Origin of the sequence: Aeromonas sp. 600527 (genome assembly GCF_049175415.1) — a bacterium.
GTDB lineage: Bacteria > Pseudomonadota > Gammaproteobacteria > Enterobacterales > Aeromonadaceae > Aeromonas > Aeromonas veronii_A.
Genome location: NZ_JAAKVA010000013.1, coordinates 101860 through 126937 on the forward strand (window position 1 = coordinate 101860; position 25078 = coordinate 126937).

General features: G+C 59.1%; 22 protein-coding genes. 11 read left to right on the forward strand and 11 right to left on the reverse strand.

Annotated features, from left to right (window positions below):
• Positions 1-210 precede the first annotated feature (210 nt).
• Positions 211-2055, forward strand: coding sequence for a signal peptide peptidase SppA (gene sppA, locus G5154_RS15705; protein ID WP_421251355.1), 1845 nt, complete (start codon positions 211-213; stop codon positions 2053-2055).
• Positions 2056-2146: 91 nt separating this feature from the next.
• Here the strand turns inward: sppA and G5154_RS15710 are convergent, their stop codons facing one another.
• The 8 genes from G5154_RS15710 to G5154_RS15745 form a co-directional block, all read right to left on the reverse strand.
• Entirely contained in the window at positions 2147-3067 is a 921-nt protein-coding gene (locus tag G5154_RS15710) for a L,D-transpeptidase family protein (protein WP_005338927.1), read from the reverse strand.
• A 511-nt stretch (positions 3068-3578) separates the two neighbouring features.
• Complete coding sequence (locus G5154_RS15715; protein ID WP_421251356.1) at positions 3579-4820, reverse strand: tetratricopeptide repeat protein; 1242 nt, start codon at positions 4818-4820, stop codon at positions 3579-3581.
• Between the two features lie 11 nt (positions 4821-4831).
• Positions 4832-5467: an energy transducer TonB gene (locus tag G5154_RS15720; protein ID WP_005343441.1), complete on the reverse strand. Its 636-nt coding sequence runs from the start codon at positions 5465-5467 to the stop codon at positions 4832-4834.
• A 16-nt stretch (positions 5468-5483) separates the two neighbouring features.
• A complete protein-coding gene (locus tag G5154_RS15725) occupies positions 5484-5891 on the reverse strand; it encodes an ExbD/TolR family protein (RefSeq protein WP_005338933.1) in 408 nt (135 codons plus the stop codon).
• A 67-nt stretch (positions 5892-5958) separates the two neighbouring features.
• Positions 5959-6486 (reverse strand): MotA/TolQ/ExbB proton channel family protein, encoded by a 528-nt coding sequence (locus G5154_RS15730; RefSeq protein WP_005338936.1) that lies wholly within the window; start codon positions 6484-6486, stop codon positions 5959-5961.
• Between the two features lie 10 nt (positions 6487-6496).
• Entirely contained in the window at positions 6497-7870 is a 1374-nt protein-coding gene (locus G5154_RS15735; protein WP_421251357.1) for a MotA/TolQ/ExbB proton channel family protein, read from the reverse strand.
• Complete coding sequence (locus G5154_RS15740; protein WP_421251358.1) at positions 7867-8631, reverse strand: DUF3450 domain-containing protein; 765 nt, start codon at positions 8629-8631, stop codon at positions 7867-7869. The genes G5154_RS15735 and G5154_RS15740 overlap by 4 nt, the downstream gene beginning before the upstream one ends.
• 108 nt (positions 8632-8739) lie before the next feature.
• Positions 8740-11295, reverse strand: a complete 2556-nt coding sequence (locus tag G5154_RS15745; RefSeq protein ID WP_337073555.1) for a TonB-dependent receptor — start codon at positions 11293-11295, stop codon at positions 8740-8742.
• A 740-nt stretch (positions 11296-12035) separates the two neighbouring features.
• Here G5154_RS15745 and G5154_RS15750 point away from each other — a divergent pair.
• From G5154_RS15750 to G5154_RS15770, 5 genes are all read left to right on the forward strand, one after another.
• Positions 12036-13061, forward strand: a complete 1026-nt coding sequence (locus G5154_RS15750) for an ABC transporter permease subunit (protein ID WP_337073556.1) — start codon at positions 12036-12038, stop codon at positions 13059-13061.
• A 427-nt stretch (positions 13062-13488) separates the two neighbouring features.
• Positions 13489-14532, forward strand: a complete 1044-nt coding sequence (locus G5154_RS15755) for an ABC transporter permease (RefSeq protein ID WP_021230406.1) — start codon at positions 13489-13491, stop codon at positions 14530-14532.
• A gap of 149 nt (positions 14533-14681) precedes the next feature.
• Positions 14682-16499: an extracellular solute-binding protein gene (locus G5154_RS15760; RefSeq protein ID WP_421263951.1), complete on the forward strand. Its 1818-nt coding sequence runs from the start codon at positions 14682-14684 to the stop codon at positions 16497-16499.
• Between the two features lie 31 nt (positions 16500-16530).
• Positions 16531-17589 carry an ABC transporter ATP-binding protein gene (locus G5154_RS15765; protein ID WP_216979407.1) on the forward strand — a complete coding sequence of 353 codons (1059 nt, stop codon included), beginning with the start codon at positions 16531-16533 and terminating at the stop codon, positions 17587-17589.
• A complete protein-coding gene (locus G5154_RS15770; RefSeq protein ID WP_421251618.1) occupies positions 17586-18617 on the forward strand; it encodes an ABC transporter ATP-binding protein in 1032 nt (343 codons plus the stop codon). The genes G5154_RS15765 and G5154_RS15770 overlap by 4 nt, the downstream gene beginning before the upstream one ends.
• A 101-nt stretch (positions 18618-18718) precedes the next feature.
• On the opposite strand, the gene G5154_RS15775 is transcribed toward G5154_RS15770, so the two are convergent.
• Entirely contained in the window at positions 18719-19330 is a 612-nt protein-coding gene (locus G5154_RS15775) for a YitT family protein (protein ID WP_005349421.1), read from the reverse strand.
• 309 nt (positions 19331-19639) lie between these two features.
• On the opposite strand from G5154_RS15775, the gene G5154_RS15780 reads away from it, so the two are divergent.
• The 5 genes from G5154_RS15780 to mtnN all read left to right on the forward strand — a co-directional run bounded on the left by G5154_RS15780 (position 19640) and on the right by mtnN (position 23717).
• A complete protein-coding gene (locus G5154_RS15780; RefSeq protein WP_421251619.1) occupies positions 19640-20653 on the forward strand; it encodes an NAD-dependent epimerase in 1014 nt (337 codons plus the stop codon).
• A 111-nt stretch (positions 20654-20764) separates the two neighbouring features.
• Positions 20765-21370: a DUF2076 domain-containing protein gene (locus G5154_RS15785; RefSeq protein ID WP_421251620.1), complete on the forward strand. Its 606-nt coding sequence runs from the start codon at positions 20765-20767 to the stop codon at positions 21368-21370.
• A 201-nt stretch (positions 21371-21571) separates the two neighbouring features.
• Complete coding sequence (locus tag G5154_RS15790; protein ID WP_421251621.1) at positions 21572-21760, forward strand: hypothetical protein; 189 nt, start codon at positions 21572-21574, stop codon at positions 21758-21760.
• Between the two features lie 154 nt (positions 21761-21914).
• Entirely contained in the window at positions 21915-22772 is an 858-nt protein-coding gene (locus G5154_RS15795) for a lytic transglycosylase domain-containing protein (protein ID WP_216979412.1), read from the forward strand.
• A gap of 108 nt (positions 22773-22880) precedes the next feature.
• Complete coding sequence (gene mtnN, locus G5154_RS15800; protein ID WP_421251622.1) at positions 22881-23717, forward strand: 5'-methylthioadenosine/S-adenosylhomocysteine nucleosidase; 837 nt, start codon at positions 22881-22883, stop codon at positions 23715-23717.
• A gap of 90 nt (positions 23718-23807) precedes the next feature.
• Here the strand turns inward: mtnN and G5154_RS15805 are convergent, their stop codons facing one another.
• Together G5154_RS15805 and G5154_RS15810 are read right to left on the reverse strand one after the other, a co-directional pair.
• On the reverse strand, positions 23808-24317 hold the full coding sequence (locus G5154_RS15805) for a YgjV family protein (protein WP_421213144.1): 510 nt from the start codon (positions 24315-24317) through the stop codon (positions 23808-23810).
• 57 nt (positions 24318-24374) lie between these two features.
• Positions 24375-24941: a Crp/Fnr family transcriptional regulator gene (locus G5154_RS15810; RefSeq protein ID WP_421251623.1), complete on the reverse strand. Its 567-nt coding sequence runs from the start codon at positions 24939-24941 to the stop codon at positions 24375-24377.
• Positions 24942-25078: the final 137 nt, after the last annotated feature.

Sequence of the window (25078 nt, forward strand, 5' to 3'; positions counted from 1 at the left end):
ACGATGCCTCCAGTTAATTTTTTGTTATCAAACTGAGGCTAGAGTAAAGAATCGAAAATTCTTTTTCAAACAAATGTTTGGACAATTTTTCAGCGAACAGCCGTGCCCTGAACGAAGATAGGCGGGATCCGCCAGTCGGAAATGGCAATTTCGCCCGCAACTGGTTAATAATGGCTCTTCTCTACCCATTAACAGGGCGATAACGCGACTATGTCTATTTTCAAAGGTCTGGGTTGGTTGTTCCGCAGCCTGTGGCGCCTGCTCAATTTCACCCGGCTGATGCTGGTCAATCTGCTGTTTCTCATCGTAGTGCTGGTCATCGTCTTCAGCGTCAGCCAGAAAGAGGCTCCCAAGGCGCCCATCGAAGGGGCGCTGACCCTCAATCTCAACGGCGTGCTGGTGGAGCAACGCTCCCAGACAGATCCCACCGTACAACTGCTGCGCCAGATGGACAGCAGCGACGAGCAGCCGAGCGAGATCGTTCTTTCCGACCTGCTGTGGGCCATCAAGAGTGCCAAGGATGACGAGCGCATCAAGGCGCTGGTGATCAAGCCACAAGGGCTGCAGGGAGCCAACTTCACCAAACTGCAGGAGGTGGCGAGTGCCATCGACTCCTTCCGGGAGAGCGGCAAACCGGTGATCGCCATGGCCGACTTCTACACTCAAGGCCAGTACCTGCTGGCGGCCCACGCCGATCACGTGCTGCTCAACCAGAGTGGAGCCGTGGTAATAGAGGGGCTTGGGGTCTACCAGACCTACTTCAAGTCGGCGCTGGAGAAGCTCAACATCACCCCGCATGTATTCAAGGTCGGCACCTACAAATCCTTCGTCGAGCCCTATACCCGTGACGAGATGTCCCCCGAGAGCAAAGAGGCGAACCAGCGCTGGCTGGATCAGCTGTGGCAATCCTATGTGACTGACGTAGCCGAGCAGCGGGAGATCGAACCCGATGCGGTCGCGCCGGGCAAGGAGCGCTTCCTCGAGCTGCTGCGCAAGGCCGGTGGCAATGCCGCCAACTACGCCCTCGACAACGGTCTGGTGGATCAGCTGGCCACCCGCGACGAGATGACCCAGGCGGTCATTAAAGAGGTGGGTGAAGCGGACGACCACGGCTGGAAAGGGGTCGGCCTGAAAGAGTATCTGGCTGCCATTCCGGAACAATATCCCCAGAGCGGCAAGGATGAGGTGGGTCTGGTGGTCGCCAGCGGCGCCATCATGGATGGCGTACAGCCTGCCGGTACCATAGGCGGTGATAGCCTCTCCGACCTGCTGGCCGATGCCCGCCGCGATGACAAGGTCAAAGCCGTAGTCCTGCGGGTCGACAGCCCGGGCGGCAGCGCCTTCGCCGCCGAGCAGATCCGCGCCGAGCTGCTGGCCCTGAAACAGGCAGGCAAACCGGTAGTGGTCTCCATGGGCAGCTATGCCGCATCCGGTGGCTACTGGATCTCCGCCGATGCGGACAAGATCTTCGCCTCCCCCACCACCCTCACCGGCTCCATCGGGGTATTCGGCATGTTCGCCACCATCGACAAGGCGTTGGCCCAGTTCGGGGTGCATACCGACGGGGTTGGCACCACAGATTACGTCGGCGTCGGCCCGACCCGCGCCCTGCCGGATCACGTCGGTCAGGCAATCCAGCTGAGCGTGGAAGATACCTACCAGCGCTTCATCGGTCTGGTCAGCAAGGGCCGTGGTCTGAGCCCGGAAGAGGCCGAAAAAGCGGCCGAAGGTCGGGTCTGGACCGGCGAAGATGCCAAGGCCCTGGGTCTGGTGGACGAGTTCGGCAATCTGGATGACGCCATCAAGGCCGCCGCCGAACTGGCCAACCTAAAGGAGTGGCAGGTGACCCCCATCGAGCAGGAGGAGTCCACCAAGGACAAGTTCCTGCGCCAGCTGTTTGACAGCAGTGCCCAAATGTTAGCTCCCCAGTTGCAAAGCTGGCTGCCGGCTGGATTTGGCAAGGCATTGGTGGAAGTGAACCGCAGTCTCGACCCGCTCACCCGCTTCAACGATCCGCAAGGCACCTACGCCTTCTGCCCGGTCTGCGTGCAGTAAGCAAGCGGTGACTCCCCCATAAAAAACGGCGACCAGATGGTCGCCGTTTTCTTTATTCAGCCAGTGCGCGCGGCACCGCCAACTTGCTCAATCAGGGATTGAGACGGGTCGGCATACCGGTACGCTGTTCAAGCACCTGCTTGACCACGTTGGAGTCAGACTCGGCGTGAGCGATGAAGCGGGTGATAGCCGGTGTCATCGGGAGCGGCACGGAGGCGGTGGAGTTGAACTCCTCCTCGGTGCGCGACAGCGGCTCGTGTACTTCCATGTAGCGACCGCCATCCGGCTCGACCGTGGTCTTGACCGGCTGGTTGACGAACTGGACGCGGGTGCCGACCGGCACGTTGTCGAACAGATACTTGATGTCGTCAGCGCGCAGACGCACGCAACCGCTGCTTACCCGCAGACCGATACCGAAGGTGGCATTGGTGCCGTGGATGGCATAGAGGTTGCCGATGTAGAGGGCGTGCAGACCCATGGGGTTATCCGGACCCGCTGGCCAGACTGCCGGCAGGGTCTTGCCCTGGGCGGCATAGCGGCGACGGATGTTCTCGGTCGGGGTCCAGGTCGGGTTGGCGCGCTTGCGCTCTACCTTGGTGATCCAGTTCTCCGGGGTGTTTACCCCCAGCTGACCGATGCCGATGGGCAGTACTTCCACCACGTTCTTCCCTTTCGGGTAGTAGTAGAGACGCATCTCGGCAACGTTGATGACGATCCCTTCGCGAGGCGCGTTGGGCAGGATCAGCTGGTGGGGGATGATCAGGGTGCTACCCGCCTTCGGCAGATAGGGATCAACGCCCGGGTTGGCTTCCATAATGTTGGTCAGACCCAGCTGGAAGTCAGCAGCGATCTGCTCCAGCGGACGGTTGTCCGCAGGCACCACGTATTCCTGGTTTTCACCGATCAGGCGGCTGTTGGCCGCAGGCAGACGGTACTCGACGGCGGCAGCCTGCTGGCTGACCAGCGCAAATGTGCATAAAAGGGCCGAAGCGGCAGTGCGAAGGGGATTCATAAAATTCCTGTGTGGTTTCCTGTACCAAATGGGCCGGGGGCCGTCTCATCCTCGGTCTGCCGGTGGCGGGTCAACCTGCCCCACGACGCCAATAACCGAGCGCGCATTCTTTCCTGAGTCGGCCAAAATTTCAACTTCCATATGTTGCTTTTCTTGTTAAAAGTAGCCGTTTTCGGTGTGACGCTTATCAACAGGGCAAAAGCCACACTGGCAAGTCGCAGCAAAGAGAAAGATGAATGGCACTGCCCGCCTGTCAGCGAGCCACCCGAGCCCCCGTCAACCACAGCGCAGCGCCACCTGGTGTCACGGTTGCAGCCCTAGCCGAAACGTTTGTCACATCCGGGGAGATAGACCAATGTCGAGGGAGGCTCTTTATTGGTATGAAGAGGGATAAAACCGTGCGTCGGCCACCCGCCGGTGCTGGCAGCCACCATAAAAAAACCGCTCCGAAGAGCGGTTAATGGAGCCACCAGGCAACCATAAAAGGGACTACAGGTAGTTGTCATTGGAATTACTGGACGGCTGCCTCTCCGGTGCCACTCTGCTCTTTGAGGAAGCTGATCCACGGAGATGCCCGACCGCTGACGTTGCCATTCTGAGCCGCCTGGGTGAAGGCGTTGAGGGCCTCCTTCGGCTTTTGTTGCTCAAAATAGGCGACACCGGTCAGGAACTTGAGATCCGCACGTTGTTCACCATTGGCATTGGCTGCCGGTTTGGCGGCCAGCGCCACCAGATCCTGATAGCGTTTGCTCTGGATCATCATGCGCGCCATTTTCAGCTGCAGATCGGCGCTCGGGGCCAGCTGGTAGGACTTGGCCAGGGTGTCGATGGCCGGATCCAGCTCCTTGGCCTGATGCCAGTAGTTGGCCAGGGTCTTGTAGTTGCTGGCACTCGGCTCAATCACCCCGTCCTTCATCCCCTTCTCCATCACCCGGGCGGCGCGATGGGGAATACCGGTGAAGGCGAGGTAGTTGGCGAGGCGCTGCAGCTCGGCGGCCTCGGTCAACATGCCGAGGTTGTAGGCCGACTCCAGCGCCGCCAGCGCCTTGGCATCGTTGCCTGCCTGCATATGCATGGCCGACAGCTGGGTCCAGTACTTCTTCTTCTCCGGGAACATGTTGACCAGAGAGGTCAGCACCTCGGTCGCCGGTTTGTACTGTTTCAGCTCGTAGTGAGCGCCCATCTTCAGCAAATACCAGGACTCCGGCGCTTTACCTGCCGACAGCTTGATCGCCTGATCCACCGCCGGGATCGCGTCACGGTACTGCTTGAGCTGCACGTGGGCGTTGGCTAGCGTGATATAGGCATGGGAGTTGGGCTTGTCATCTTTGCCCTGGTTGGCAAACCACTCCTTCATGGTCTTGATCGAGCCTTGATAATTACCCTCCGCCATATATAGCTGGGCCAGGTTGTAGCGCACCTGCTGGGCCACCGGTGGCGGCAGGCCGCCTGTCGCGATGGCATCGGCAAAGTACTTGGTCGCCTGACCGTATTTCTCCTGCTGAGCGGCCACGAAACCGAGAGTCTGCAATATGACCCCCTTGTCGTAGACCCTCTCGCCCGCGCCGGAGAGCGCGTCTTGCAGCTTGGCATTGGCCTCGCCGTATTTCTTCTCGGTGATCAGCTCCTGCGCCTTGTTGACCGCCCGATAGGCCCGATCCGACAGTGCCGGCTGCTCGGCGGCCCAACTGGCGGTGCTGAGCAGCACCGCCATGGCGACCGGGGCGAGGATCATCTTGTGTAACTTGTTCATCGCCACCTTCCTTAGTTGACCGCAAACTCGATCTCTTGTTGCATACGGCTCGCCTGCGGCTTGCCATCCACCATGGCCGGTTTGAACGTCCACTTGGCGATGGTTTTGCGCGCCTCTTTGCCGAGGTCATAACTGCGCGGCTCTTCCTTGACGATCCGCACGTTGCTGACGGTGCCACGCTCGGTGACGGTGAACTCCACCAGCACTTTGCCGGAGGCCAACCCCGCCAGTGCCGCCTTGCGGGGCATCATGGGCTCGAAGGTTGCCAGCGGAATGGCGCCGTTGTTGCCACCGACGCCGCCACCACCGCCGCCGGTGCTGTAGGCACCCAGCGCGTTGCCACCACCGATATTGACCGGGATGTCGAGCTTGGGCATGTCCATCGGCGCGCTCTCCATCTTCGGCCTATCCGTGCTGGCCACCTCCATCTCGGGAGGCGGTGGCGGACGCTTGGGCGGCGGCGGTTTGGGCAGCTCCCGCTGTTTCTCTTGCAGGGTCTCCTGGGGCTTGAGGCGGATGAAATCGGTCATGGTGACGTCATCCTTCTCCACCAGCTCCCGGTGATCCGGTGTGATCAGCTTGTTCATTCCCAGAAACAGAAAGAACACCACCACACAGGAGACCGCCAACGATATCAGGTATCTCATAGGTCTCTCTCCGGCATCAGCTGCTCTTGTCTGCCGCGATGGAGATGTTCTGGACACCGGCCATGCGGATCTGATCCATGACCTGCACCACCAGACCGGAACGGGATTCGTTATCGGCCTGGATCACCACGGCGCTCTCCGGGTTCTCGGCCCGCAGCCGCTCGATGTTGGCGCGCACCGCCCCCACCTCGACCACCCGCTTGTCGACCCAGACCTGACCGTTTTCGCGCACCGCGACCATGATATTGCCCTTCTTCACCGTCTCGGCCGTGCTGGCACTGGGACGGTTGATCTCGACACCGGACTCCTTGACGAAGGAGGTGGTGACGATGAAGAAGATCAGCATGATGAACACTATGTCCAGCATGGGGGTCAAATCGATAGCCGCCTCGTCAGCACCGCTGTCGCTGTAACGTTTTCTCATAGCAGAAACTCCTTGCTTGTTCTGTGCCCCCGGCAGGCCATGCCTCGCCGGGGGTATGCATCCTGCATCAACCGTGTTTCAGGTTGTCTTCCAGCTTTTGCACCGCCAGTTTGGCCTTGTGATCGAGCTGGTTGACAAAAAACAGGCCGGAAAGGGCGGCGATCATGCCCGCCATGGTCGGTACCGTTGCTTTGGAGATCCCCGATGCCATCGCCCGCGGCGAACCGGTGCCAGTGATGGCCAGGGTGTCAAACACCTGCACCATCCCGACCACGGTACCGAGCAATCCCATCAACGGGCAGAGAGCGATCAGTACCTTGATGACCGGCATCCCCTTGTCCACCGCCATGGCAACCCGAGAGACCAGCTCGCGCCGGATCTGCTTGGCAGACCAGGAGAGATGATCGGTGCGGGCCAGCCAGGTCGCCTTGGTCTGCTTCACCTGCTTGGGGTAGACCGCCATGAAATAGAACCAGCGCTCCAGCAACAGGGCCCACATCATCAGGGTCAGGAAGAACAGGGCGACCAGTACATCGCCCCCCAATCCCAAAAACCGGCGGACCGACTCGACTTCTTCAATCAACCAGAACCACATGGGTGACTCCTTACGCTGCGGCTTTGGAGGCGTGCAGACGTTCCTGATAACGGGCAACGAAACCGGCGCTCTGCTCTTCCAGCACCTGGATCAGACGACGGCTCTGGGTCTGCACAATGGTGTAGAGGAACAGCATGGGCACCGCGACGACCAGACCCTGCATGGTGGTCACCAGCGCCTCGGAGATACCGCCCGCCATCAGCTTGGGATCGCCGGTACCGAACAGGGTGATGGCCTGGAAGGTGGCAATCATCCCCACTACGGTACCGAGCAGGCCCAGCAGCGGCGCGACGGAGGCGATCAGCTTGATGAGGCTGATGCCCTTCTCGAACTTGGGCACGTTGCGCAGGATGATCTCGTCGAGCTTGGACTCCAGATCCTCGATATTGTCACCGCGATGGTTCTGGTAAGCCCCCAGCATGTCACCAATGGGGTTGCCCTTGATGATCTGATCGGATTTCAGCTGCTTGCGCATGGACGAGCCGATCAGCGACAGGCGGATACCGCAGAAGATGGCCAGCAGGGTACCGATGACCCCCAATGCCAGGATCACATAACCCACGGAACCACCCTGATCGATACGCTCCTTGAGGGTCGGTGACTGCACCAGCAGGGAGAGGATCACGCCGCGAGACGGGTCGATAAAGATGGGCTTGACCCCGCCACCGCCCTGTTCAAACTCGGCGATGGGAGCGAGCACACTCTTCTCCGGTTGCCGGGAGAGCTGCTCGAACTTGCCGGTCTCCGGCACGAAGGTGAGGTACTTGCCTTCGGAGACGGTATTGAACTCGCCGATCTGGGTGACGGTCTTCTCGGCCTGGTTGCCTTCGCCATAGACCACGGTCACCGGGATCTGGCTCACCTTGCCACCGTCCACCATGCGGCTGAGGGTGGTGGTCCAGAACGCTTCCAGATCATCGCTGGAGGGGAGCTCTTTACTCTCGGCCAGACGGGTTAGCAGGGCGGATTGCTCCGGATGCTCGACCCGACGAGCGGAGGCGTTGAAGATCCCCTTGAACTCCCCGGCAAACTGACGCAGCACACCAAACATTTCGCCCATGTTGCCGGAACGCTGGCGCAGGGTTTCGGTCAGTTCGGTCAGCTGCTTGTCGTTGGCATCAAAGGTCGCCTTGAGCTGCTCGCCCTTGGCTGTTTCGGCAGCCAGCTCGGCCTTGGCCTTGGCCAGCAGCGCCCCCTGCTCGTTCTTGTCAGCCAGGAAGCGGGCTTCCCGCTCCTTGTTGAGTTGGGATTCGCTCAGGCTGGAGGCCTTGACCTGGTTCAGCAGCGCATTGAGATCCACCGGTTTTTCGGCGGCGGTCACCGGCAGGGTGACCAGGGTTGCTCCCGCAATCAGGGAGGCAATAGCAAGTTTGATTCCTTTCATGATGCTTTCTCCGCAGTTTGAACCGGCAGCTTGATCAGCGCGGGAGGCGCCTGCTTCTTGGCGATGCGAAGGCCCTGTTCAACCGCACTGCGATACTCCTGGGGCAACTCTTCCCACTGGCGAGTCTTCTTGTTCCACATCCCGGTTTCATTGCCATCCGGGGATTGATAAAGCAGCGCGATGCGGCCAACGCGCAGGAACTCGTAGGTCTTCTCGCTGCCATCCTTGTCCAGGCTCGCCTTGTAGGCCTCAATGGTGCGGCTGAAGCCCTCCTCGATCTGGTAGGCCTCCAGGATCTTGCGGTATTTCTCGGAGATGGTGACATCGGCCCGGTTCATCAGGTCGGTCAGAGCCGCCACGCGGTCCTCGCGCTCGACCTTCTGGAACGGCAGATCCAGTGACACAAACAGCTCAAGGGAGTCGATCATCTTGAGCATCAAGGGCACCACTTCGGTGCTGGTCTGATCAATCTGGGCGATCTGCTTTTGCATCGACGCCAGCTCGGCGCTCTGGGACTCGACCATCTTGCTCACCTGCTCGTTGTAGGTGCGCAGACTGTCGACCTGACGCAGGGCAGCCTTGTACTGGGCCAGTGCGGATTCGGCAGATTCGGCATAGCTGTCGATCTTCTGCTGGGAAACTTTGGATGCGTTGTCGGTGGCGGCTTGAGCGTCCACGGCCTGACCGGCAGTGGCGGCACTCAGATTGAAGCTGGTCAACAAGGCGGCCGAAACCAGGCTGCCAAGGAGCGCTTTCTTCATTGTAATGGTCCTTGTCTTCATAGGATTACCCTATCTCCGTAACTTCCTTGGACGTTGGGCACAGCCGGCCCGACCGGGCCGGCTGAGGTTGTATATCAACGGGGTTGATTAGAACTTCTGGGTGTAGTCGATGTAGTAGACCCGTCCGTCAATGCTGTAGAGGTATTCATCGTAGGTGTAACCATCATTTGACAGGGAAGGTCCGCGGTTGAACATGTTCTTCACGCCGGTCTGGATCTTGGCATTCCAGCTGGTATCGACCGCGACGTTCAGGTTCCAGATGGTGTTGGAAGCGATATGGCCCTCTTCCTTGCCATCCACATAGTCCTGGCTCTGGGAGTCGATATAGTTGGTGCTTAGGTAGGTATCCAGATTCCACAGCTGCGGGAAGTTGGCACCGATCCCGGAGTTGAAACGGAAGTCGGGTTTGCCATTCCAGCCCTTCTTGTCAACCATTGGGCCACCAGCAAACAGACCTTCCTCATATTTCAGGATGTAGCTGCTGCCAAAGTCGTAACGCAGGGTGAAGGAGTTGAAGTCGTACTTGTAGTCCGCCTTGAAGTCGATACCACTGGTCTTGAGTTGCCCCAGGTTGACCATGCCGGCATAGACCTTCTCGACATCGCCGTTGGCGTCACGAATGACGTTCGGGTTGCTGCCGGTATTGAGCTCCTGATAGAACTGGGTCTGGGTGGTAGCCAGCTGGATCACGTCATCAATCTTGATGTAGTAGTAATCGAGCGACAGGTTCAGATTGTCCAGCGGATTGTAGGCCGCCCCGATAGTGAAGGTATTGGCGGTCTCTTCCTTCAGGTTCTTGTTGGATTGGCGCGTTGTCTCGTACTGCTCTTCGGAACAGTTGGCAATACCATTGGCCTGGCAGTAGACATAGTCCTTGGCAAAGTCCGCTGACTGGGCATCCGCCGCATAGAGATCATTCAGACCCGGCGCACGGAAAGACTGGGACCAGGAGGTACGGAACATCAGCTGGTCGAGCGGCTGATAACGCAGACTCGCTTTGGGCGAGAAGGCGCTGCCAAAGTCGCTGTACTTGTCGTAACGACCCGCCAGGTTCAGCTCGATCTGCTCGGTGATGGGGATCAGGCTCTCGATGTAGGTGGCAAACACATCGCGCACACCGCTACCAGAGTTGCCGGATGAACCCAGTACGTTACCCGCTTCGGACTGGCTGTCGTAGGTGTCGGAGTAAACCCAATCGTTATACTCGGCACCCAGATACCAGCTGACCGGGCCAGCAGGCAGTTCGCCCATCTCCCAACCCAGACCGCCATACCACTGGAAGAAATCCATCTTGGAGTTGCGGCTGGTGGTATAAGAGAGATCCTTGGTGGCATCAGCGGAGAAGCTGCCGTTGACGAAGTTTCCACTGTTTACCTGAGTCTGAACTGCCGGCTCCAATACATAGCCATTACCAATACTCTGGTTATCTGTTTTGGAGTACATGTAACCGGCATTCCACTCCAGATCGCCAACCGCCTCGGTCGGAACCACCCCTTCAAAACCCAGGTTCAGGGTACCGGTCAAGTCGGTCACTTCGTTGTCACGGGGACCGACGTTGTTGAAGCGGTAGTAAACCGTCGCAGCCTTGGCGGTGCTGAAGTTGTTGGCAGACAGGACTGCAGCACTTTCAGGGGTGGAGCCATCCACGGTGAAGGCACCGGCAGCAGGGGCGAAACGACCAAAACTGGTGACCCGGGAACCAATCATCTGTGGCACGAAATCTACATTGTCGTTGATATGGTAACGGCCGTTGACATAGACGGTGTCGCGAGTACGCGAGGCGGTCTTGGCTGCGACCTGGGCAAAGTCGAAGCGGCAAGCCGTACCCTTGGTGACAAAACCGGCGCCGGTGCTTTCACAGTCGACCCCATTCAGAGTATGGGTTACGGTCTTGCCAGTTGCCGCGTCTACTCCCTTGATATTGCGACCATAGAGGCTAGGAGACTCAGCCCCCTGCTTGGCCAGATAATCACGATCCTTGTAATAGATTTCGTCTTTGACATCATGCTCGTAGACCATCATCAGGGAACCTTTCTCACCCGAAATGCCGCTGACGATGGAACCACTCTGTTCGTCACCACCTTCCTCGGTCGGTGAACCGACGCGCCCCTGGAATGACAAGCCTTCAAAACCCTCTTTGAGGATCACGTTGATAACGCCACCGATGGCATCAGAACCATACAGGGCAGAGCCACCGTCCAGGTTGACTTCCACCCGCTCAACGGCCGCCATGGGGATGGTGTTGAGGTTGATGGCGGTGCCCCCCATGGAGGGAGAACCGGCGATACGCTTGCCATTGAGCAGCACCAGTGTGCGATCTTCACCAAGGCCACGCAGCCCTACGGTGGCTTGTGACTGGGCAGAGCTACCGGAGGATGGGGAGAAACCACCAAAGGAGTTGTAGGAGGCCTGTTTCAGATAATCAGCCACAGTCTGCTGGCCAGACTGTTCAATTTGGGCCTTGCTGACAGAGACAACCGGAGTCGCCCCCTCAACATCAACACGAGAGATACGGGAGCCAGTGACTTTGATTTTCTGCAGTTTTTCGACGTTCTGCCCTTCTTCGGCAGATACGGATGGGGCCGCCGCAAGGCTCGCCAAGGCGAACGCAATCGCAGCAGAGATTCTGCTCTTCCTAAGCATCGCTTATATCCTTCCTGGTTGTTTATTGTTTGCTTCCTGATACCGCCCTCTTTGGAGCGATGCGTAAGGCTTATCAATCTTTGACTGGCGACGTCAATGGAGTGGGGGGATCGGGAGGGTGAGATGTGGAATAAGCGGAGTGTATTAATTTTGACCGGCATAATTAGTGAATAATTCTGCCAAAAACATCCCGCGCAATGTGAAATCGTTGTTAAAACATGTAAAAGACGCTGAATTAAAAGTTGATGAACTTATTTGTTTACGTGCTGTCTCTTTATATCTTATTTCGATTTATTGGCAAAAATAAGAATAAAACTCTATTTTAATTATTATTGTGACTGACCACTCCGATGGGGGAGATAGATAAATTTGTCGAGATGATATCGTTTTCCCTTCTTTGGCAGCAGAAAGAAAAGCACTTAAAATTCAATCGCATAAATAAACACAAGATTCAAACAAACAGCTGTTTATATTTTTTAAAATAATGTTGAGCAGTAGCGTTTTGTTTTGATTTTCACTTTTCAGATAAAAAACGTCATTTTTCGGTGCTTTTGGTCTCAGCGGGTCATTTGTCCCAGTTTTCCATTTCCTTGTACTTGATTTTTGTTGCAGAGCTTTTACAGTGGCCAAGCGGATTGTCTGCTGTTTGGCAACCAATCCAGCGCGTAATGCCAGGAAGGACAGGCCCGTCACCGGATTTGACTGGCCGCAAAAAAGAACAACAAGGACGAGGTTCCACCATGCTGTCGTATTTCCTACGCCGGATGCTTTTGATCATCCCGACGTTTCTCGGTATCACCCTGCTCGTCTTCACCATCACCCGTTTCGTGCCGGGCGGACCGGTCGAACGCATGCTGCTGCAAGCCCAGGTTTCCCAGAATGAATCCGGCCGTTCCAGCGGCAGTAAGGGGGCGCAGGCCCTCTCAGATGAGCAGATCGAGGAGCTCAAGGCCTTCTATGGTCTCGACAAGCCGATGCTGGTCGCCTACTGGGAGTGGCTGCAGAAGCTGGCGGTGCTGGATCTGGGCGAATCGACCCGCTACTACGAGCCGGTGTGGGGTCTCATCAAGGAGCGGCTCCCGGTCACCGCCTTCTTTGGACTGGCGACCTTTCTGCTGAGCTATGCGGTCTCCATTCCGCTGGGGGTGGCCAAGGCGCTCAGGCACAACAGTCGCTTCGACTCGTTAAGCTCCATGCTTATCTACATGGCCTATGCCCTGCCCGCCTACGTGGTGGGGATCTTCCTCATCACCGTCTTCGCCTTCCATCTGGAGTGGCTGCCAATGGGCGGTTTTCCGGGGGACGACTTTGAGTACATGGAGAGCAGCTGGGATCAGATCCGCACTGTCTTTGCCCATGCCCTGCTGCCGCTTATCGCCTACGCCATCGGCGATTTCGCCATCCTCACCATGACTATGAAAAACAGCCTGATGGAGAACCTGTCGGCCGATTATGTGCGTACCGCCGTAGCCAAGGGACTGCCGTTTCGCAAGGCGGTCACCGACCACGCCATGCGCAACAGCCTGATCCCCATCGCCAGTCACCTGGGGTCTGTGCTCACCGTTTTCTTTGGCGGCTCCTTCCTCATCGAGACCATCTTCAACATCGACGGCATCGGCCTGCTCGGTTACGAGGCTATCGTCGAGCGGGATTACCCCACCGTCATGGGCATTCTGGCCATCACCTCCATGCTGATGCTGATAGGCAATATCGTCTCCGATATCTGCGTGGCCCTGGTTGATCCGCGCGTACGGTTTGGAGACTGACCATGAACCAGACCTCTATTGCCATGCCGATGCTGATATCACGCCATATCGTCTCCGATATCTGCGTTGCGCCTCCTGTTGATCCCCGAGTGCGGTTTGGAGACTGACCATGAACCAGACCTCTATTGCCATGCCGATGCTGATATCACGCCATATCGTCTCCGATATCTGCGTTGCGCCTCCTGTTGATCCCCGAGTGCGGTTTGGAGACTGACCATGAACCAGACCTCTATTGCCATGCCGATGCTGATATCACGCCATATCGTCTCCGATATCTGCGTTGCACCTCCTGTTGATCCGCGCGTGCGGTTTGGAGACTGACCATGAACCAGACCTCTATTGCCATGCCGATGCTGATATCACGCCATATCGTCTCCGATATCTGTGTTGCCCTCGTTGATCCCCGCGTGCGGTTTGGAGACTGACCATGAAGCTCAATCCGGTTACCTTGAAAAAACTCAAGCGCTTCAAGTCGATCAAGCGCGGTTACTACTCCTTCATTATCTTCACCACCCTGGTGCTGCTCTCCCTGTTGGCGGAGCTGCTGGTCAACAGCCGGGCACTGATGGTGAGCTATCAGGGCCAGCTGCACTTCCCCACCTATGGCGATGTGATCCCCGGTCAGCAGTTCGGGCTCGATTACGAGTACGAAACCAACTACCGCCAGCTCAAGGCCAAATTTGCCGCAGAGGGCCAGGGAGACTGGGTACTGCTGCCGCCGGTGCCCTGGAACCCCTACGAGCAGGATTTCAAGGAGGATGCCTACCCGCCCTACGCCCCCAGCGTGGCCGAGCGCCACTTCCTCGGCACCGACACCAGCGGCCGCGATGTGCTGGCGCGACTGGTTTACGGCTTTCGCATCGCCATCGGCTTTGCCTTTATCGCGCTGGCGGCCAGTTACGCCATCGGAGTCACCATCGGCTGTCTGATGGGCTTTCTCGGCGGCCGCTTCGACCTCATCCTGCAACGCTTTATCGAGATCTGGTCCCAGGTGCCGTTTCTCTACGTCATCATGATCCTGGTGTCGCTGGCCAAGCCCAACTTCGGCCTGTTTGTCGCCATCAACGTGCTGTTCGGCTGGATGGGGATCACCTGGTATATGCGCACCCTCACCTACAAGGAGCGGGCACGGGACTATGTGATGGCAGCGCGGGCGCAAGGGGCGACCACCGGGCGGATCATCTTCAACCACATCCTGCCCAACACCCTGATGATGATCGTCACCCTGGCGCCGTTCGCCGTGGTGGGCAATATCTCCACCCTGACGGCGCTCGACTATCTTGGCTTCGGGCTGGCACCGCCGACCCCGAGCTGGGGGGAGCTGCTCTCCCAGGGCATCAACAATCTGGATGCCATCTGGATCGTCAGCTCGGTGGTGGCCGCGGTGAGTCTGGTGCTGATCATGGTCTCCTTTATCGGCGAGGCGATCCGCGAGGCGTTCGATCCGCGCAAATTTACCCGTTACCAATAAGCCAGCCGATGCCAGCGCATCGGCAGGCGTCGGGTAACGAACAGTGATTAATGAAGGACGGGCCGCAGCCATCGGCGGTCCCGGGAGCAAGGGATAATCCCGTTATCAATCAAGACCCCCAGTGCAGGGGCCAGACCTGGAAGTCAAACATGAAAAATAAAATCAAATGGATAGGTGCTCTCTTTGTGCTGGTAAACGGATCCTGGGTCTGGGCGGCCAGCCTGCCCGCGGATCTCAAATGGGAGACCAATGAGACGGATCCTGTGTTCGCCTCCCCCAAGGCACTGCCGGGCGGCAGTCTCAATATGTTTGTGGAGAGCTTTCCGCTGACGTTCCGCACCGTGGGGCCTGACTCCAACGGATCGTTCCGCTCCTTTATTCTCGATAACCAGTTGCGACTCATCAGCTTCCACCCCAATACCGGCAACCCCATTCCGTCGCTCGCGACCCACTGGGCCATCGCGCCAGACAGCCAGACCGTCTACTTCAAGCTGGATCCCCGCGCCAAATGGTCGGATGGCAAGCCGGTCAATGCCGACGACTACACCTTCGGCTACGAGATGATGCGCTCCAAACACATCAAGGGGCCCTGGTTCAACAACTACTACACCACTGAAGTGGTAGCGGTAGAGAAGATCGATGATCACACCATTATGGTCAAAGCGGGCAACCGCAAGGCCAAGATGGACCTGCTCAACACCACCGAGCTGTGGCCCCAGCCCAAGCACTACTACAAGCTGACCCCCAACTGGGTGAAGCAGTACAACTGGGCCGTGGTGCCCACCACCGGCCCCTACGTGATCAGCGACGTCAAGAAGGGCAAGTCGGTCACCTTCAGCAAACAGAAGGATTGGTGGGCAAAAGACGATCGCTACAACCAGCACAGATTCAACATCGACACCATCAAGGTGCAGGTGATCCGCGACCACAACATCGCCTTTCGCCACTTCCTGAAAGGGGAGATCGATACCTTCGAGATGATCCTGCCCAACTGGTGGCATGAAAAAGCGGTCACCCCGGAGTACAAAAAAGGCTACGTGCAGAAGGTAATGGCCATGACCGACACCAAACAGGGCGGTCAGGGGGTGCACCTCAATGTGGCCAACCCCAAGCTGGCGGACGTGAACGTGCGCCTCGGCATCCAGCACGCCTTCAACATCGACAAGATGATCGAGACCGTGCTGCGCGGCGATTACGACAGAGCCACCACCTTCGACTCGGGCTTTGGCGAGTTCACTGACATCACGCTGCCGGAGCGGGCTTATGACATCGGCAAGGCGCGGGAGTACTTTGCCAAGGGCGGCTACAACAAGCCGGGGCCGGACGGCATCCTGCAAAATGAGAAGGGTGAGCGGCTGACGCTGGCGCTCACCTACACCAGTCAGGAGCACTCCAAGCGACTGACCGTGCTGAAAGAAGAGGCCAAGAAAGCGGGTCTGGATCTGGAGCTTAACCTAGTGGATGGCGCCACCGGCTTCAAGGTGATGCTGGAGAAGAAACACGAAGCGGCCTGGCTTGGCTGGGGCGGCGGCGGTCTCTATCCGCAATATTGGGAGTTTTTCCACTCCGCCAACGCCAACAAACCGCAGACCAACAACCTGTTCAACGTGGCTGACAAGGAGCTCGACGCGCAGATCGACGCCTACAACGTCGAATTCGACATGGCCAAGCGGGCCAAGCTCTCCCAGCAGATCCAGCAGCGCATCTATGATCTCGCCATCTTCGTGCCCGGGGTGCAGCTCAACTATGTACGGGCCAGCAGCTGGCGTTATGTGATGCTGCCGGAGGTGCCTGCCACCAAGAACACGCCGGATCTGCTCTACTGGCCGATGGACGGTTATCCTCATAGTAGTGGCGGTTTGCTCTGGCTCGATCCCAAGGTGAAGGAAGAGACCCGCAACGCCAAGGAGGCAGGGGAGGCGCTGGCGCCCATCAACCTGCTCGACAAGACCTATGCACGTCATTGATATTCAGGCCATTGCGAAGGGAGCAGCCGTTATGCCCAACACCCAGGCCTCCATTCTTGACGTACCGGATAACGGGGGGGAGTTCGCCGTTGATAGCGGCCAGCACCCAGCCCCAATCCTCGAAGTACGCGATCTCGAAGTGGAGTTCGCCGTCGACGACGGCAAGATCAAGGTGCTCGACGGGGTCAGCTTCAAGGTGGCCCCGGGTCAGACTCTGGGGATCGTCGGCGAGTCCGGCTGTGGCAAGAGTGTCACTTCACTCGCCATCATGGGGCTCTTGCCCAAACCCCATGGTCAGGTGGTAGCCGGCTCCATCCGCTTTCAGGGGGAAGAGCTGCTGTCGCTTGCGCCGGATCAGATGTACAAGGTGCGCGGCAACCGCATCTCGATGATCTTTCAGGAGCCGATGACGGCCCTCAACCCGGTGCAGACGGTGGGGGAGCAGCTGATGGAGGTGTTTCGCCTCCACCGCCCCGAGTATGACAAGGCCCAGCGCAAAGCCGCGGCCATTGCCATGCTGCAGAAGGTGGGGATCCCGGAACCGGCCCAGCGCTTTGCCGTTTACCCTCACAACCTCTCCGGCGGTATGCGCCAGCGGGTGATGATCGCCATGGCGCTCTCCTGCGAGCCAGACCTGCTCATCTGCGACGAACCGACCACGGCGCTGGATGTCACCATTCAGGCCCAAATCCTCGAACTGATGAAAGAGCTGCAGGCCCAGACCGGGATGGCCATCATCTTTATCACTCACGATCTGGGGGTAGTGGCGGAGCTGTGCGACGAAGTGGTGGTGATGTACGCCGGGCGGGCGGTAGAGCAGGCCGACGTGTTCGAGCTGTTTGACCACCCCCGTCACCCCTATACCCACGGCTTGATGAGCTCGATCCCGCGACTCGAGGATGAGCCCAAGAGCCTGCTCAAGACCATCAAGGGACAGGTGCCAGCCCTGCACGAGATGCCCGCTGGCTGCCGCTTCTCCAACCGCTGCCCCCATGCGACCGATCTCTGCATCAGCGCCATTCCGGCGGTGGAGCAACTCAATCCGCGCCACCATGTCGCCTGTCACTACTGGAAGGAGTTGACCCCATGAGCACTCTGTTATCGGTCAGGGATCTGAAACAGCACTTCCGGCTGGGAGGCGGGTTCCTGCGCAAGCAATATACGGTTCACGCGGTGGATGGCATCAGCTTCGACCTGAAACAGGGGGAGACGCTGGGGCTGGTGGGTGAGTCGGGCTGCGGCAAGTCCACCCTCGGGCGCAGCCTGCTCAAGCTGTTCGAGCCGACCGCGGGCATCATCACTTTCGAGGGGCGCGATATCACCGCCCTCAGCCCGAAGGAGATGCGCTCCCTGCGTCAGGAGATGCAGATGGTGTTTCAGGATCCTGCAGAATCCCTCAACAGCCGCCACACCGTGGGCCAGATCCTGGAGGAGCCCTTTATCATCCACGGTAAAGGCAACACTGAGCAGCGCCGCGGCTGGGTGCAGGAGTTGCTGGCGAAAGTGGGCCTGCCGGGCAGCGCGGTGGATCGCTACCCCCACGAGTTTTCCGGCGGTCAGCGCCAGCGGATCGGCATCGCCCGCGCCATCGCCCTCAAGCCCAAGCTGCTGGTATGCGACGAGGCGGTCTCGGCCCTCGATGTCTCGGTGCAGTCGCAGATCGTCAACCTGCTGCTCAGCCTGCAGCGGGAGATGAACCTCTCCATCATCTTCATCGCCCACGATCTGTCGGTGGTCAAACACATCTCGGATCGGATTGCAGTGATGTATCTGGGACGGATCGTCGAACTGGCGGATGCCCAGTCGCTCTATCTGGCGCCGCGCCACCCTTACACCCAGGCGCTGATCTCCGCCATTCCGGTACCGGACCCGCGCAGGCGCAGCCAGCGCATTTTGCTGACCGGCGATGTGCCCTCCCCCATCTCGCCGCCAAGCGGCTGCCACTTCCACCAGCGCTGCCCCCATGCGACCGAGTTGTGCAAAAGCAAGGCGCCCAAGCTTGAGGTGTGTGATGAGGCCCATCATCAGGTGGCCTGCCACACCCCGCTCGCCGTCGGTGGTCACGCTATCAGCGGCAACGCCATGAGCGGCGACAGCAGGCTGGAGCAGGCGAGCTAGGCGCAGCGAACAAACCCCAGGGTAGAAACAGACGAGGCGGCCATCAGGCCGCCTCGTGCTATCGGGTCACGCTTGTCTTATCGAGCCACTGCCGCAGCTTGTCAGGCAATCTGGTAACGGCCGGGCTTGTGGTTGAGTGTCAACACCAGATTACAGATAACCGCCGCCACGATGGAGAGCGCCAGGATCCAGGGCTGCACCACGAAAAACGAGGCGACAACAATGGCGCAATCAAGCCCCATCTGCAGCTTGCCCGCCCGGATGCCAAAACGATCCTGAATAAAGAGCGCCAGAATGTTGAAGCCCCCCAGACTCGACTTGTGACGGAACATGATGAGCAGCCCCATGCCAATCAGGGTGCCGCCGATCAGCGCCGCATAGAGAGGCTCTATCTTGCCGATCTGCAACACCCCGTTGAGGTGATCGGTCATGTAGGAGACCGCCGCCACCGAGACAAAGGTGTTGAAGGTAAAACGTGGCCCCATCCGCAGCCATGCCAGCGCATAGAAGGGCAGGTTGATGCCGAAAAACAGCAGGCCGAAGCTGATGCCGGTCACCTTTTGCAGCAGCAGCGCCAGCCCGGCAGTCCCGCCGGTGAGCAGGCCAACCTGATGAAACAGAAAGATGCCGAGGGAAACAAAGCCGGCCGCCGTCAGCAGGGCCAGCACATCCTCATAAATAGGATGAGCAGTGCGAATCGAGGTGTTGTCCATAACCTGTATCCAAGCGAAGTAAAGAGAGAGTGTCTGTCGCCTGCCGTTGCGGGCGGGCTGCGAGCCCTGTCCACAGGGCTTCGTTATGGGGTCCAGTCTATTTTTTGTGAAAAGGATCACAACAGTCAGGCTGAACGCCCCATTCTGGTGCCTGTCATCTGGCATTGACACCTGCTGCACCAAGATGCAGCATGCCGCGCCGACAGAGGCGGTTTGCCATGGCGCAAACGCGCCGGCTCTGCTACAAAGCGCGCAACCCCCTTTTCTCATCACTGTCAGGAGCCCCATGATCTGCACAGGACCCCAACCATGACCTATCTGGTCACCGGTGTTGCCGGCTTTATCGGTTTTCATGTGGCCAGCCGGCTCTGCGCGGCGGGTCATCAGGTGGTGGGCATCGACAACCTTAACGACTACTACGAGGTGAGTCTGAAAGAGGCGCGGCTGGCACAATTGGCCAGTTATCCCCATTTCCACTTCGAACGGGTCGATCTGGCGGATCGCGAAGCGATGGCTACTCTCTTTGCCCGTCATGGTTTCGAGCGCGTGATCCATCTGGGGGCTCAGGCGGGGGTACGCTACTCGCTGGAGAATCCGTTTGCCTACGCCGACAGCAACCTCACCGGCATGCTGACGGTGCTGGAGGGGTGTCGCCAGCACGGGATCCAGCACCTCATCTACGCCTCTTCCAGCTCGGTCTACGGCATGGACGAACAACTGCCGTTTAGTGCCGATCAACAGGTGGACCACCCGGTCTCCCTCTATGCCGCCACCAAGAAGAGCAGCGAGCTGATGGCCCACGCCTACTCGGCGCTCTACGGTCTGCCCACTACAGGGCTGCGCTTTTTCACCGTCTACGGCCCCTGGGGCCGGCCCGACATGGCTATCACCAAGTTCACCCGCGCCATCCTGGCAGGCGAGCCCATCGACGTCTACAACCAGGGCGATCTCAGCCGCGACTTCACCTACATAGACGACATCGTCGAGGGGATCCTCGCCGTCGCCGAGCTACCGCCTCGCCCCAACCCTCACTGGCATGCCGGCGAGCAGAGCCCTGCCGAGAGCGCCGCCCCCTACCGCATCCTCAACATCGGTCATGGTCAGCCGGTGCGGCTGCTCGACTTTATCGAGGCGCTGGAACAGGCGCTGGACAAGCCCGCCATCAAGCGGATGCTGCCGATGCAAGCGGGCGACATGCACGCCACCTGGGCCGACAACGAGCCCCTCCACACCCTCACCGGCCTGCGCCCAGCCACCTCCATCAAGGAAGGGGTTACCGCGTTCGTGCGCTGGTATCTCGATTACTACCGGGCTTCCTCCTGACTACATCGAGGCAACCCCTCGGTCATTGATGAGTTAATCAGATACCACTGATGTCCAGCGGGTTTTAGGATGGCTGAACGCACTGTCTGCGCACCATAGCGAGGATTTGAGATGCAACAACAGGAACAGGGTCTGATCGATGGACTGTTCGACCGCCTCAAGCAAGCGCAAGCCAGGGATAGCGAGCGAGACCAACAAGCGGATCAGCTGATCCGGCAACATCTGGCCCAGCAGCCGGATGCCCCCTACTACATGACCCAGGCGCTACTGATACAGCAGGCAGCCCTTACTCGCCTCAACGAGCGGATCAAGGAGCTGGAGTCCAGCCAGAGCGCCCCGAGCGGCGGCAGTTTCCTCTCCGGCCTGTTTGGTAGCGAAAACAACCCGCCCCCACGCTTCACTCCGCCACCGGTAACCGCTCCTGCCCAACCTGCGTCCCGTGCCAGCTCCTTTTTGGGTGGCGCCCTGCAAACCGCCGCAGGTGTGGCCGGTGGTGTGATGCTGGCCGACATGATCGGTGGACTGTTTCACCACAACCGGCCCGAGGAGATCATCGACATCGTAGCGCCAGCGCCCATCGCCAATCCGGTCGATGCCGAACCGGTCAGCTGGAATGGCTGGGATTCACCTCCCGATATTGGCAGCCGTTTTCTCGACGACGATAGCCAGAGTGGCGGCTGGGCCGACAGTGACGATAGCAACGGCGGTCTCTTCTAACCGTTACACAACCACAGGCCCCGCATATGGCGGGGCCCAACTCGATACGAAACCCATGACGATGGAAAGTGTGATGACACCACGGACCGGCAGCGGCATGACGCGATATAATCATCTCGCTTCGTGCCACCCGGGAGACACTCCCGACCCCAGGCGCTCTGTCCGTGGCCACGCCCCCCCATGACGACAAGGAGCTACCTCATGATCCGAACCCTTCTCCTGCTTGGCGCAGCCATCGCAGCCTATGCCCTGACCCAGAACCACACCCAGCTTCCCCTTATCAGCATGCTGATCCTGCTTTCGCTCTGGGTCGCCTGCGAAATTGGCAGCTTCTATCGCGCGCTTCCTCCCGCCATGCTGGATGAGCATGAGTATCACCACGACTTCTAACCCGATGAAAATGGTGTGAAACTGTCGACAGACCGTTAGTTCCATACCGTTTTGCTCTCTGAAATAAACCGGCTATAACAACAGGATCCACTGGGTTCGTGGCGATAGCTACCATGTTCCTCTATATCTTCTGTACTCAAGCAGGAGATCACCCATGGGGAACATCAGTGAAAACGGTCTGTTTTTGCTGCTTTTTTTGTCGTTGTTACTGGCAGGTACGCCGCAGGCGATGGCACAAGGCAGGGATTTCAGACAGGCCCCCAAGGCACTGACGGCGATCAAGCAGGGTCAACTGGCCCAGCAACACGGCAATCTGCAACAGGCCATCGCCCTCTACTGTGTCGCGGCCAGCACCGGCAACCCCGAAGGTTACTTCCGGATCGGTCGTCTGCTTGCCATCGGCCCCGCCTCGGTGCGCAGCGCCAAGCTGGCCAACAGCTACCTCGCCATGGCGATGCGCCTTGGTAACCGACAGGCTGCCCGTTACTACAACGCCCGTATCGGCAATGCCCCCATGGGGGATCAGTGCGGTGTCGGGATCCGTGGCGGACAGGGTGGCTATCTGGCACAATTCCCCTCCACCCCCTTCAATGTCGACACCTGGATTGCCCACCAGCCACCCGCAAAGCAAAAACTGGTCATCATGCTGCGCCACGCAGCCAAACACCATAAGGTGGATGCCAGGCTGGTACTGGCCATCGCCATTGCCGAATCCAATCTCGAAAGCCGCGCAGTTTCACCCAAGAATGCCCAGGGGCTGATGCAGCTTATTCCCGAGACCCAGCAGCGATTCGGGGTAACTCGTCCATTTGATCCGGCACAGAACATCAAGGGTGGCGTCAGTTATCTCAAGTGGCTGGATCGCCGCTTCAATGGCGACTGGGTGCGGATCTCGGCGGCCTACAATGCCGGGGAAAAAGCGGTGGAACGCTATGGCGGGATCCCCCCCTATGACGAGACCCGGGAGTATGTCAAACGGGTGCTCTACTTCGCTGGCCATAAACAGCCCTGAACCTGTTCGACTAGCTGCACGCTATTGACAAAAAACGTACCACCATTTGCGCAATCGTTTTCCTTTCGGTAGGATCCGGCGCTTTCTTGCCAGACCAACAGGTATCCCATGAATTTCATCAAACGTTGCTCGCGCCTGCTCACGCTGTTTGCACTCTTTTCCTCCTCCATCATGGCGGCCACTCCGGCGCCAGCACCCATCCTGATCCAGGGAGCGATGGACGTCGAAGTCGAGACGCTGGTGGCCGCCCTCAAGGACAAGCAGGAGCTGACCGTCGGCGCCTGGACCTACTGGCAGGGTACCCTCTCGGGTTATCCGGTAGTTGTCTCTCGCACCGAGGTGGGACTGGCCAATGCCGCTGCTGCCACCACTCTCGCCATGGAGCGCTTTCATCCGCGCCTCGTCATCAATCAGGGCACGGCAGGCGGCCATGATCCGGCGCTACACCGGGGCGATATCGTTATCGGTACCAAAAGCTTCAACATGGGGGCCTATCGCAGTGATCTGACGTCGGCCGAGCAGGGTGTCGACCCAAGCAAATGGCACAACTTCGAGGTCACCATGCGCCTGCGTGACAAAGGCAAGCTGGTAGAGCACTCCTCCTTTGGCGGCGATCCCGAGCTGGTTGGCCGCGCCCTTGGCATGGCCGACCGTTATCGCCACGGCCGCGTAGTTGCCGGCATCATAGGCACTGCCGATGAGTGGAACCGCCAGGTGGCCCGCATCAACTGGCTGCATCAGACCTACAACACTGCAGCAGAAGAGATGGAGACCTCCTCCGCAGCGCTGGTCGCCGAGGCCTACAAGGTGCCCTTTGTCGGCATCCGGGTGCTCTCCAATACCGATCTGCATGGCGAGGAGTTCGATCCGCAGACCGCCATCCACTGCCAGCAGCTCGTCATTGATTACGCAAAAGCACTCATCAACAGCTTCAACAAAGCCTGATGAGCCAGAGAGGCCGCCACTATGGCGGCCTCTCTGCTTTGTAAGCTCTATCAGACAGGACTTACCCCGCGCTCTCTTCCACAGCCGATATCAACCCCCCGGACATGCCCTGCGCCCATAGTGGCGGTAGTAGCCCACCAGATTGCTGACCAGAAACAGCCCCTCCATCAGCGCGGCGACCGGAGAGCCCACCAGCAGGTTGTTGACCAGCCAGCAGAGGGTGCCGAGCAGCATCCAGCGCCGCAGTTGGCGATCATCCGGGCAAAATGCGGCCCGGGTTTGCAGCAGGCTGGCCAGCAGCCCGATCAGTGAGAGTACGCCCTGATAGGTCGCCAGCGCAGCCGCAAAGGCCAACCCCATGAAAAACCACATCAAGATGCGGCGAACCAGCCAGATACTCACCAGAAAGCGCACGCTGGCCAGCAGCAACAGGCTGGCGGCCGACCACTGCCCGAGCAGGGCAAAGTGACCGGCATTGAGGGTGCAGGAGAGGGCCAGACAGGCCAGGATCCTGCGACGATCCCGCAACTGAAACGACAACAGATCGAGCAACAAGGCCAGGCTCACCACCAGTTGCGACCACAGAAACAGCGACATCATCCACCCCTCGTCCGTCATTTGGATGGCGCAGCATGAGGGGATGGCCGGAGAGCGGCATTAACCCGTGTTAATGCGCCTGCGGATCCGTGACAAGGTGACCGGGCTGATGCCGATGTAGTTGGCGAGCTGTACTTGGGTCAGTCGTGCAGGCCAGTGGGGGAAGGTGTGGCAGAGCTCCCGATAACGCTCTTCGGGGGAGTGGAGCAGCAAAAACGCCTCCTTGCGCTCCTTGTAACCGAGCTGCTGGCGCAGCAGGGCCATGCAGACCGGCTGCCAGATGGGCTCATCCAGCAGGGCGATCGGCACCTGCAGCTCCGTCAGCGCCTCCAGCTGATAGCGGGCGAGCAACCCCGTAAGCCAGCTGTCATAGAGCAGGCAGAGCTCCCCTTCGAAGTAGAACTCCTTGCAGCGCTCCTGCCCGTCCTGATTGTAGTGGCAGGCACGGGCGATGCCCGTTTCGATATAGAAGGCCCCCTCCTGTTCGGCCCCTTGCGCCAACAGTGCCTGACCGGCGCGCAGCGTCTGCCGTGGCAAACGCTGACAGAGGGCTTCGCTCAGGGCGGCATCCAATCCCATGGAGCAGAGAAAGGTGGCCAGTGAGGGAACTTGAGGAGATGGGATCATGACGGCTCCTGGACAAAACAGCAGCCCACATCATGCCCAAATTGCACGGCTGATGCAGCAAGGCGTGACCCTGTTGGCAAAGGGAGGACATAGCCGGGTGCCGCCTTTGCCCCCCCTCGTCCGTTGGTTTACAATCG

Excerpts from the sequence above, each read along its gene's own strand:
- sppA (WP_421251355.1), top strand. The coding sequence starts at position 211 with ATGTCTATTTTCAAAGGTCTGGGTTGGTTGTTCCGCAGCCTGTGGCGC.
- G5154_RS15710 (WP_005338927.1), bottom strand. The coding sequence starts at position 3,067 with ATGAATCCCCTTCGCACTGCCGCTTCGGCCCTTTTATGCACATTTGCG.
- G5154_RS15715 (WP_421251356.1), bottom strand. The coding sequence starts at position 4,820 with ATGAACAAGTTACACAAGATGATCCTCGCCCCGGTCGCCATGGCGGTG.
- G5154_RS15720 (WP_005343441.1), bottom strand. The coding sequence starts at position 5,467 with ATGAGATACCTGATATCGTTGGCGGTCTCCTGTGTGGTGGTGTTCTTT.
- G5154_RS15725 (WP_005338933.1), bottom strand. The coding sequence starts at position 5,891 with ATGAGAAAACGTTACAGCGACAGCGGTGCTGACGAGGCGGCTATCGAT.
- G5154_RS15730 (WP_005338936.1), bottom strand. The coding sequence starts at position 6,486 with ATGTGGTTCTGGTTGATTGAAGAAGTCGAGTCGGTCCGCCGGTTTTTG.
- G5154_RS15735 (WP_421251357.1), bottom strand. The coding sequence starts at position 7,870 with ATGAAAGGAATCAAACTTGCTATTGCCTCCCTGATTGCGGGAGCAACC.
- G5154_RS15740 (WP_421251358.1), bottom strand. The coding sequence starts at position 8,631 with ATGAAGAAAGCGCTCCTTGGCAGCCTGGTTTCGGCCGCCTTGTTGACC.
- G5154_RS15745 (WP_337073555.1), bottom strand. The coding sequence starts at position 11,295 with ATGCTTAGGAAGAGCAGAATCTCTGCTGCGATTGCGTTCGCCTTGGCG.
- G5154_RS15750 (WP_337073556.1), top strand. The coding sequence starts at position 12,036 with ATGCTGTCGTATTTCCTACGCCGGATGCTTTTGATCATCCCGACGTTT.
- G5154_RS15755 (WP_021230406.1), top strand. The coding sequence starts at position 13,489 with ATGAAGCTCAATCCGGTTACCTTGAAAAAACTCAAGCGCTTCAAGTCG.
- G5154_RS15760 (WP_421263951.1), top strand. The coding sequence starts at position 14,682 with ATGAAAAATAAAATCAAATGGATAGGTGCTCTCTTTGTGCTGGTAAAC.
- G5154_RS15765 (WP_216979407.1), top strand. The coding sequence starts at position 16,531 with ATGCCCAACACCCAGGCCTCCATTCTTGACGTACCGGATAACGGGGGG.
- G5154_RS15770 (WP_421251618.1), top strand. The coding sequence starts at position 17,586 with ATGAGCACTCTGTTATCGGTCAGGGATCTGAAACAGCACTTCCGGCTG.
- G5154_RS15775 (WP_005349421.1), bottom strand. The coding sequence starts at position 19,330 with ATGGACAACACCTCGATTCGCACTGCTCATCCTATTTATGAGGATGTG.
- G5154_RS15780 (WP_421251619.1), top strand. The coding sequence starts at position 19,640 with ATGACCTATCTGGTCACCGGTGTTGCCGGCTTTATCGGTTTTCATGTG.
- G5154_RS15785 (WP_421251620.1), top strand. The coding sequence starts at position 20,765 with ATGCAACAACAGGAACAGGGTCTGATCGATGGACTGTTCGACCGCCTC.
- G5154_RS15790 (WP_421251621.1), top strand. The coding sequence starts at position 21,572 with ATGATCCGAACCCTTCTCCTGCTTGGCGCAGCCATCGCAGCCTATGCC.
- G5154_RS15795 (WP_216979412.1), top strand. The coding sequence starts at position 21,915 with ATGGGGAACATCAGTGAAAACGGTCTGTTTTTGCTGCTTTTTTTGTCG.
- mtnN (WP_421251622.1), top strand. The coding sequence starts at position 22,881 with ATGAATTTCATCAAACGTTGCTCGCGCCTGCTCACGCTGTTTGCACTC.
- G5154_RS15805 (WP_421213144.1), bottom strand. The coding sequence starts at position 24,317 with ATGATGTCGCTGTTTCTGTGGTCGCAACTGGTGGTGAGCCTGGCCTTG.
- G5154_RS15810 (WP_421251623.1), bottom strand. The coding sequence starts at position 24,941 with ATGATCCCATCTCCTCAAGTTCCCTCACTGGCCACCTTTCTCTGCTCC.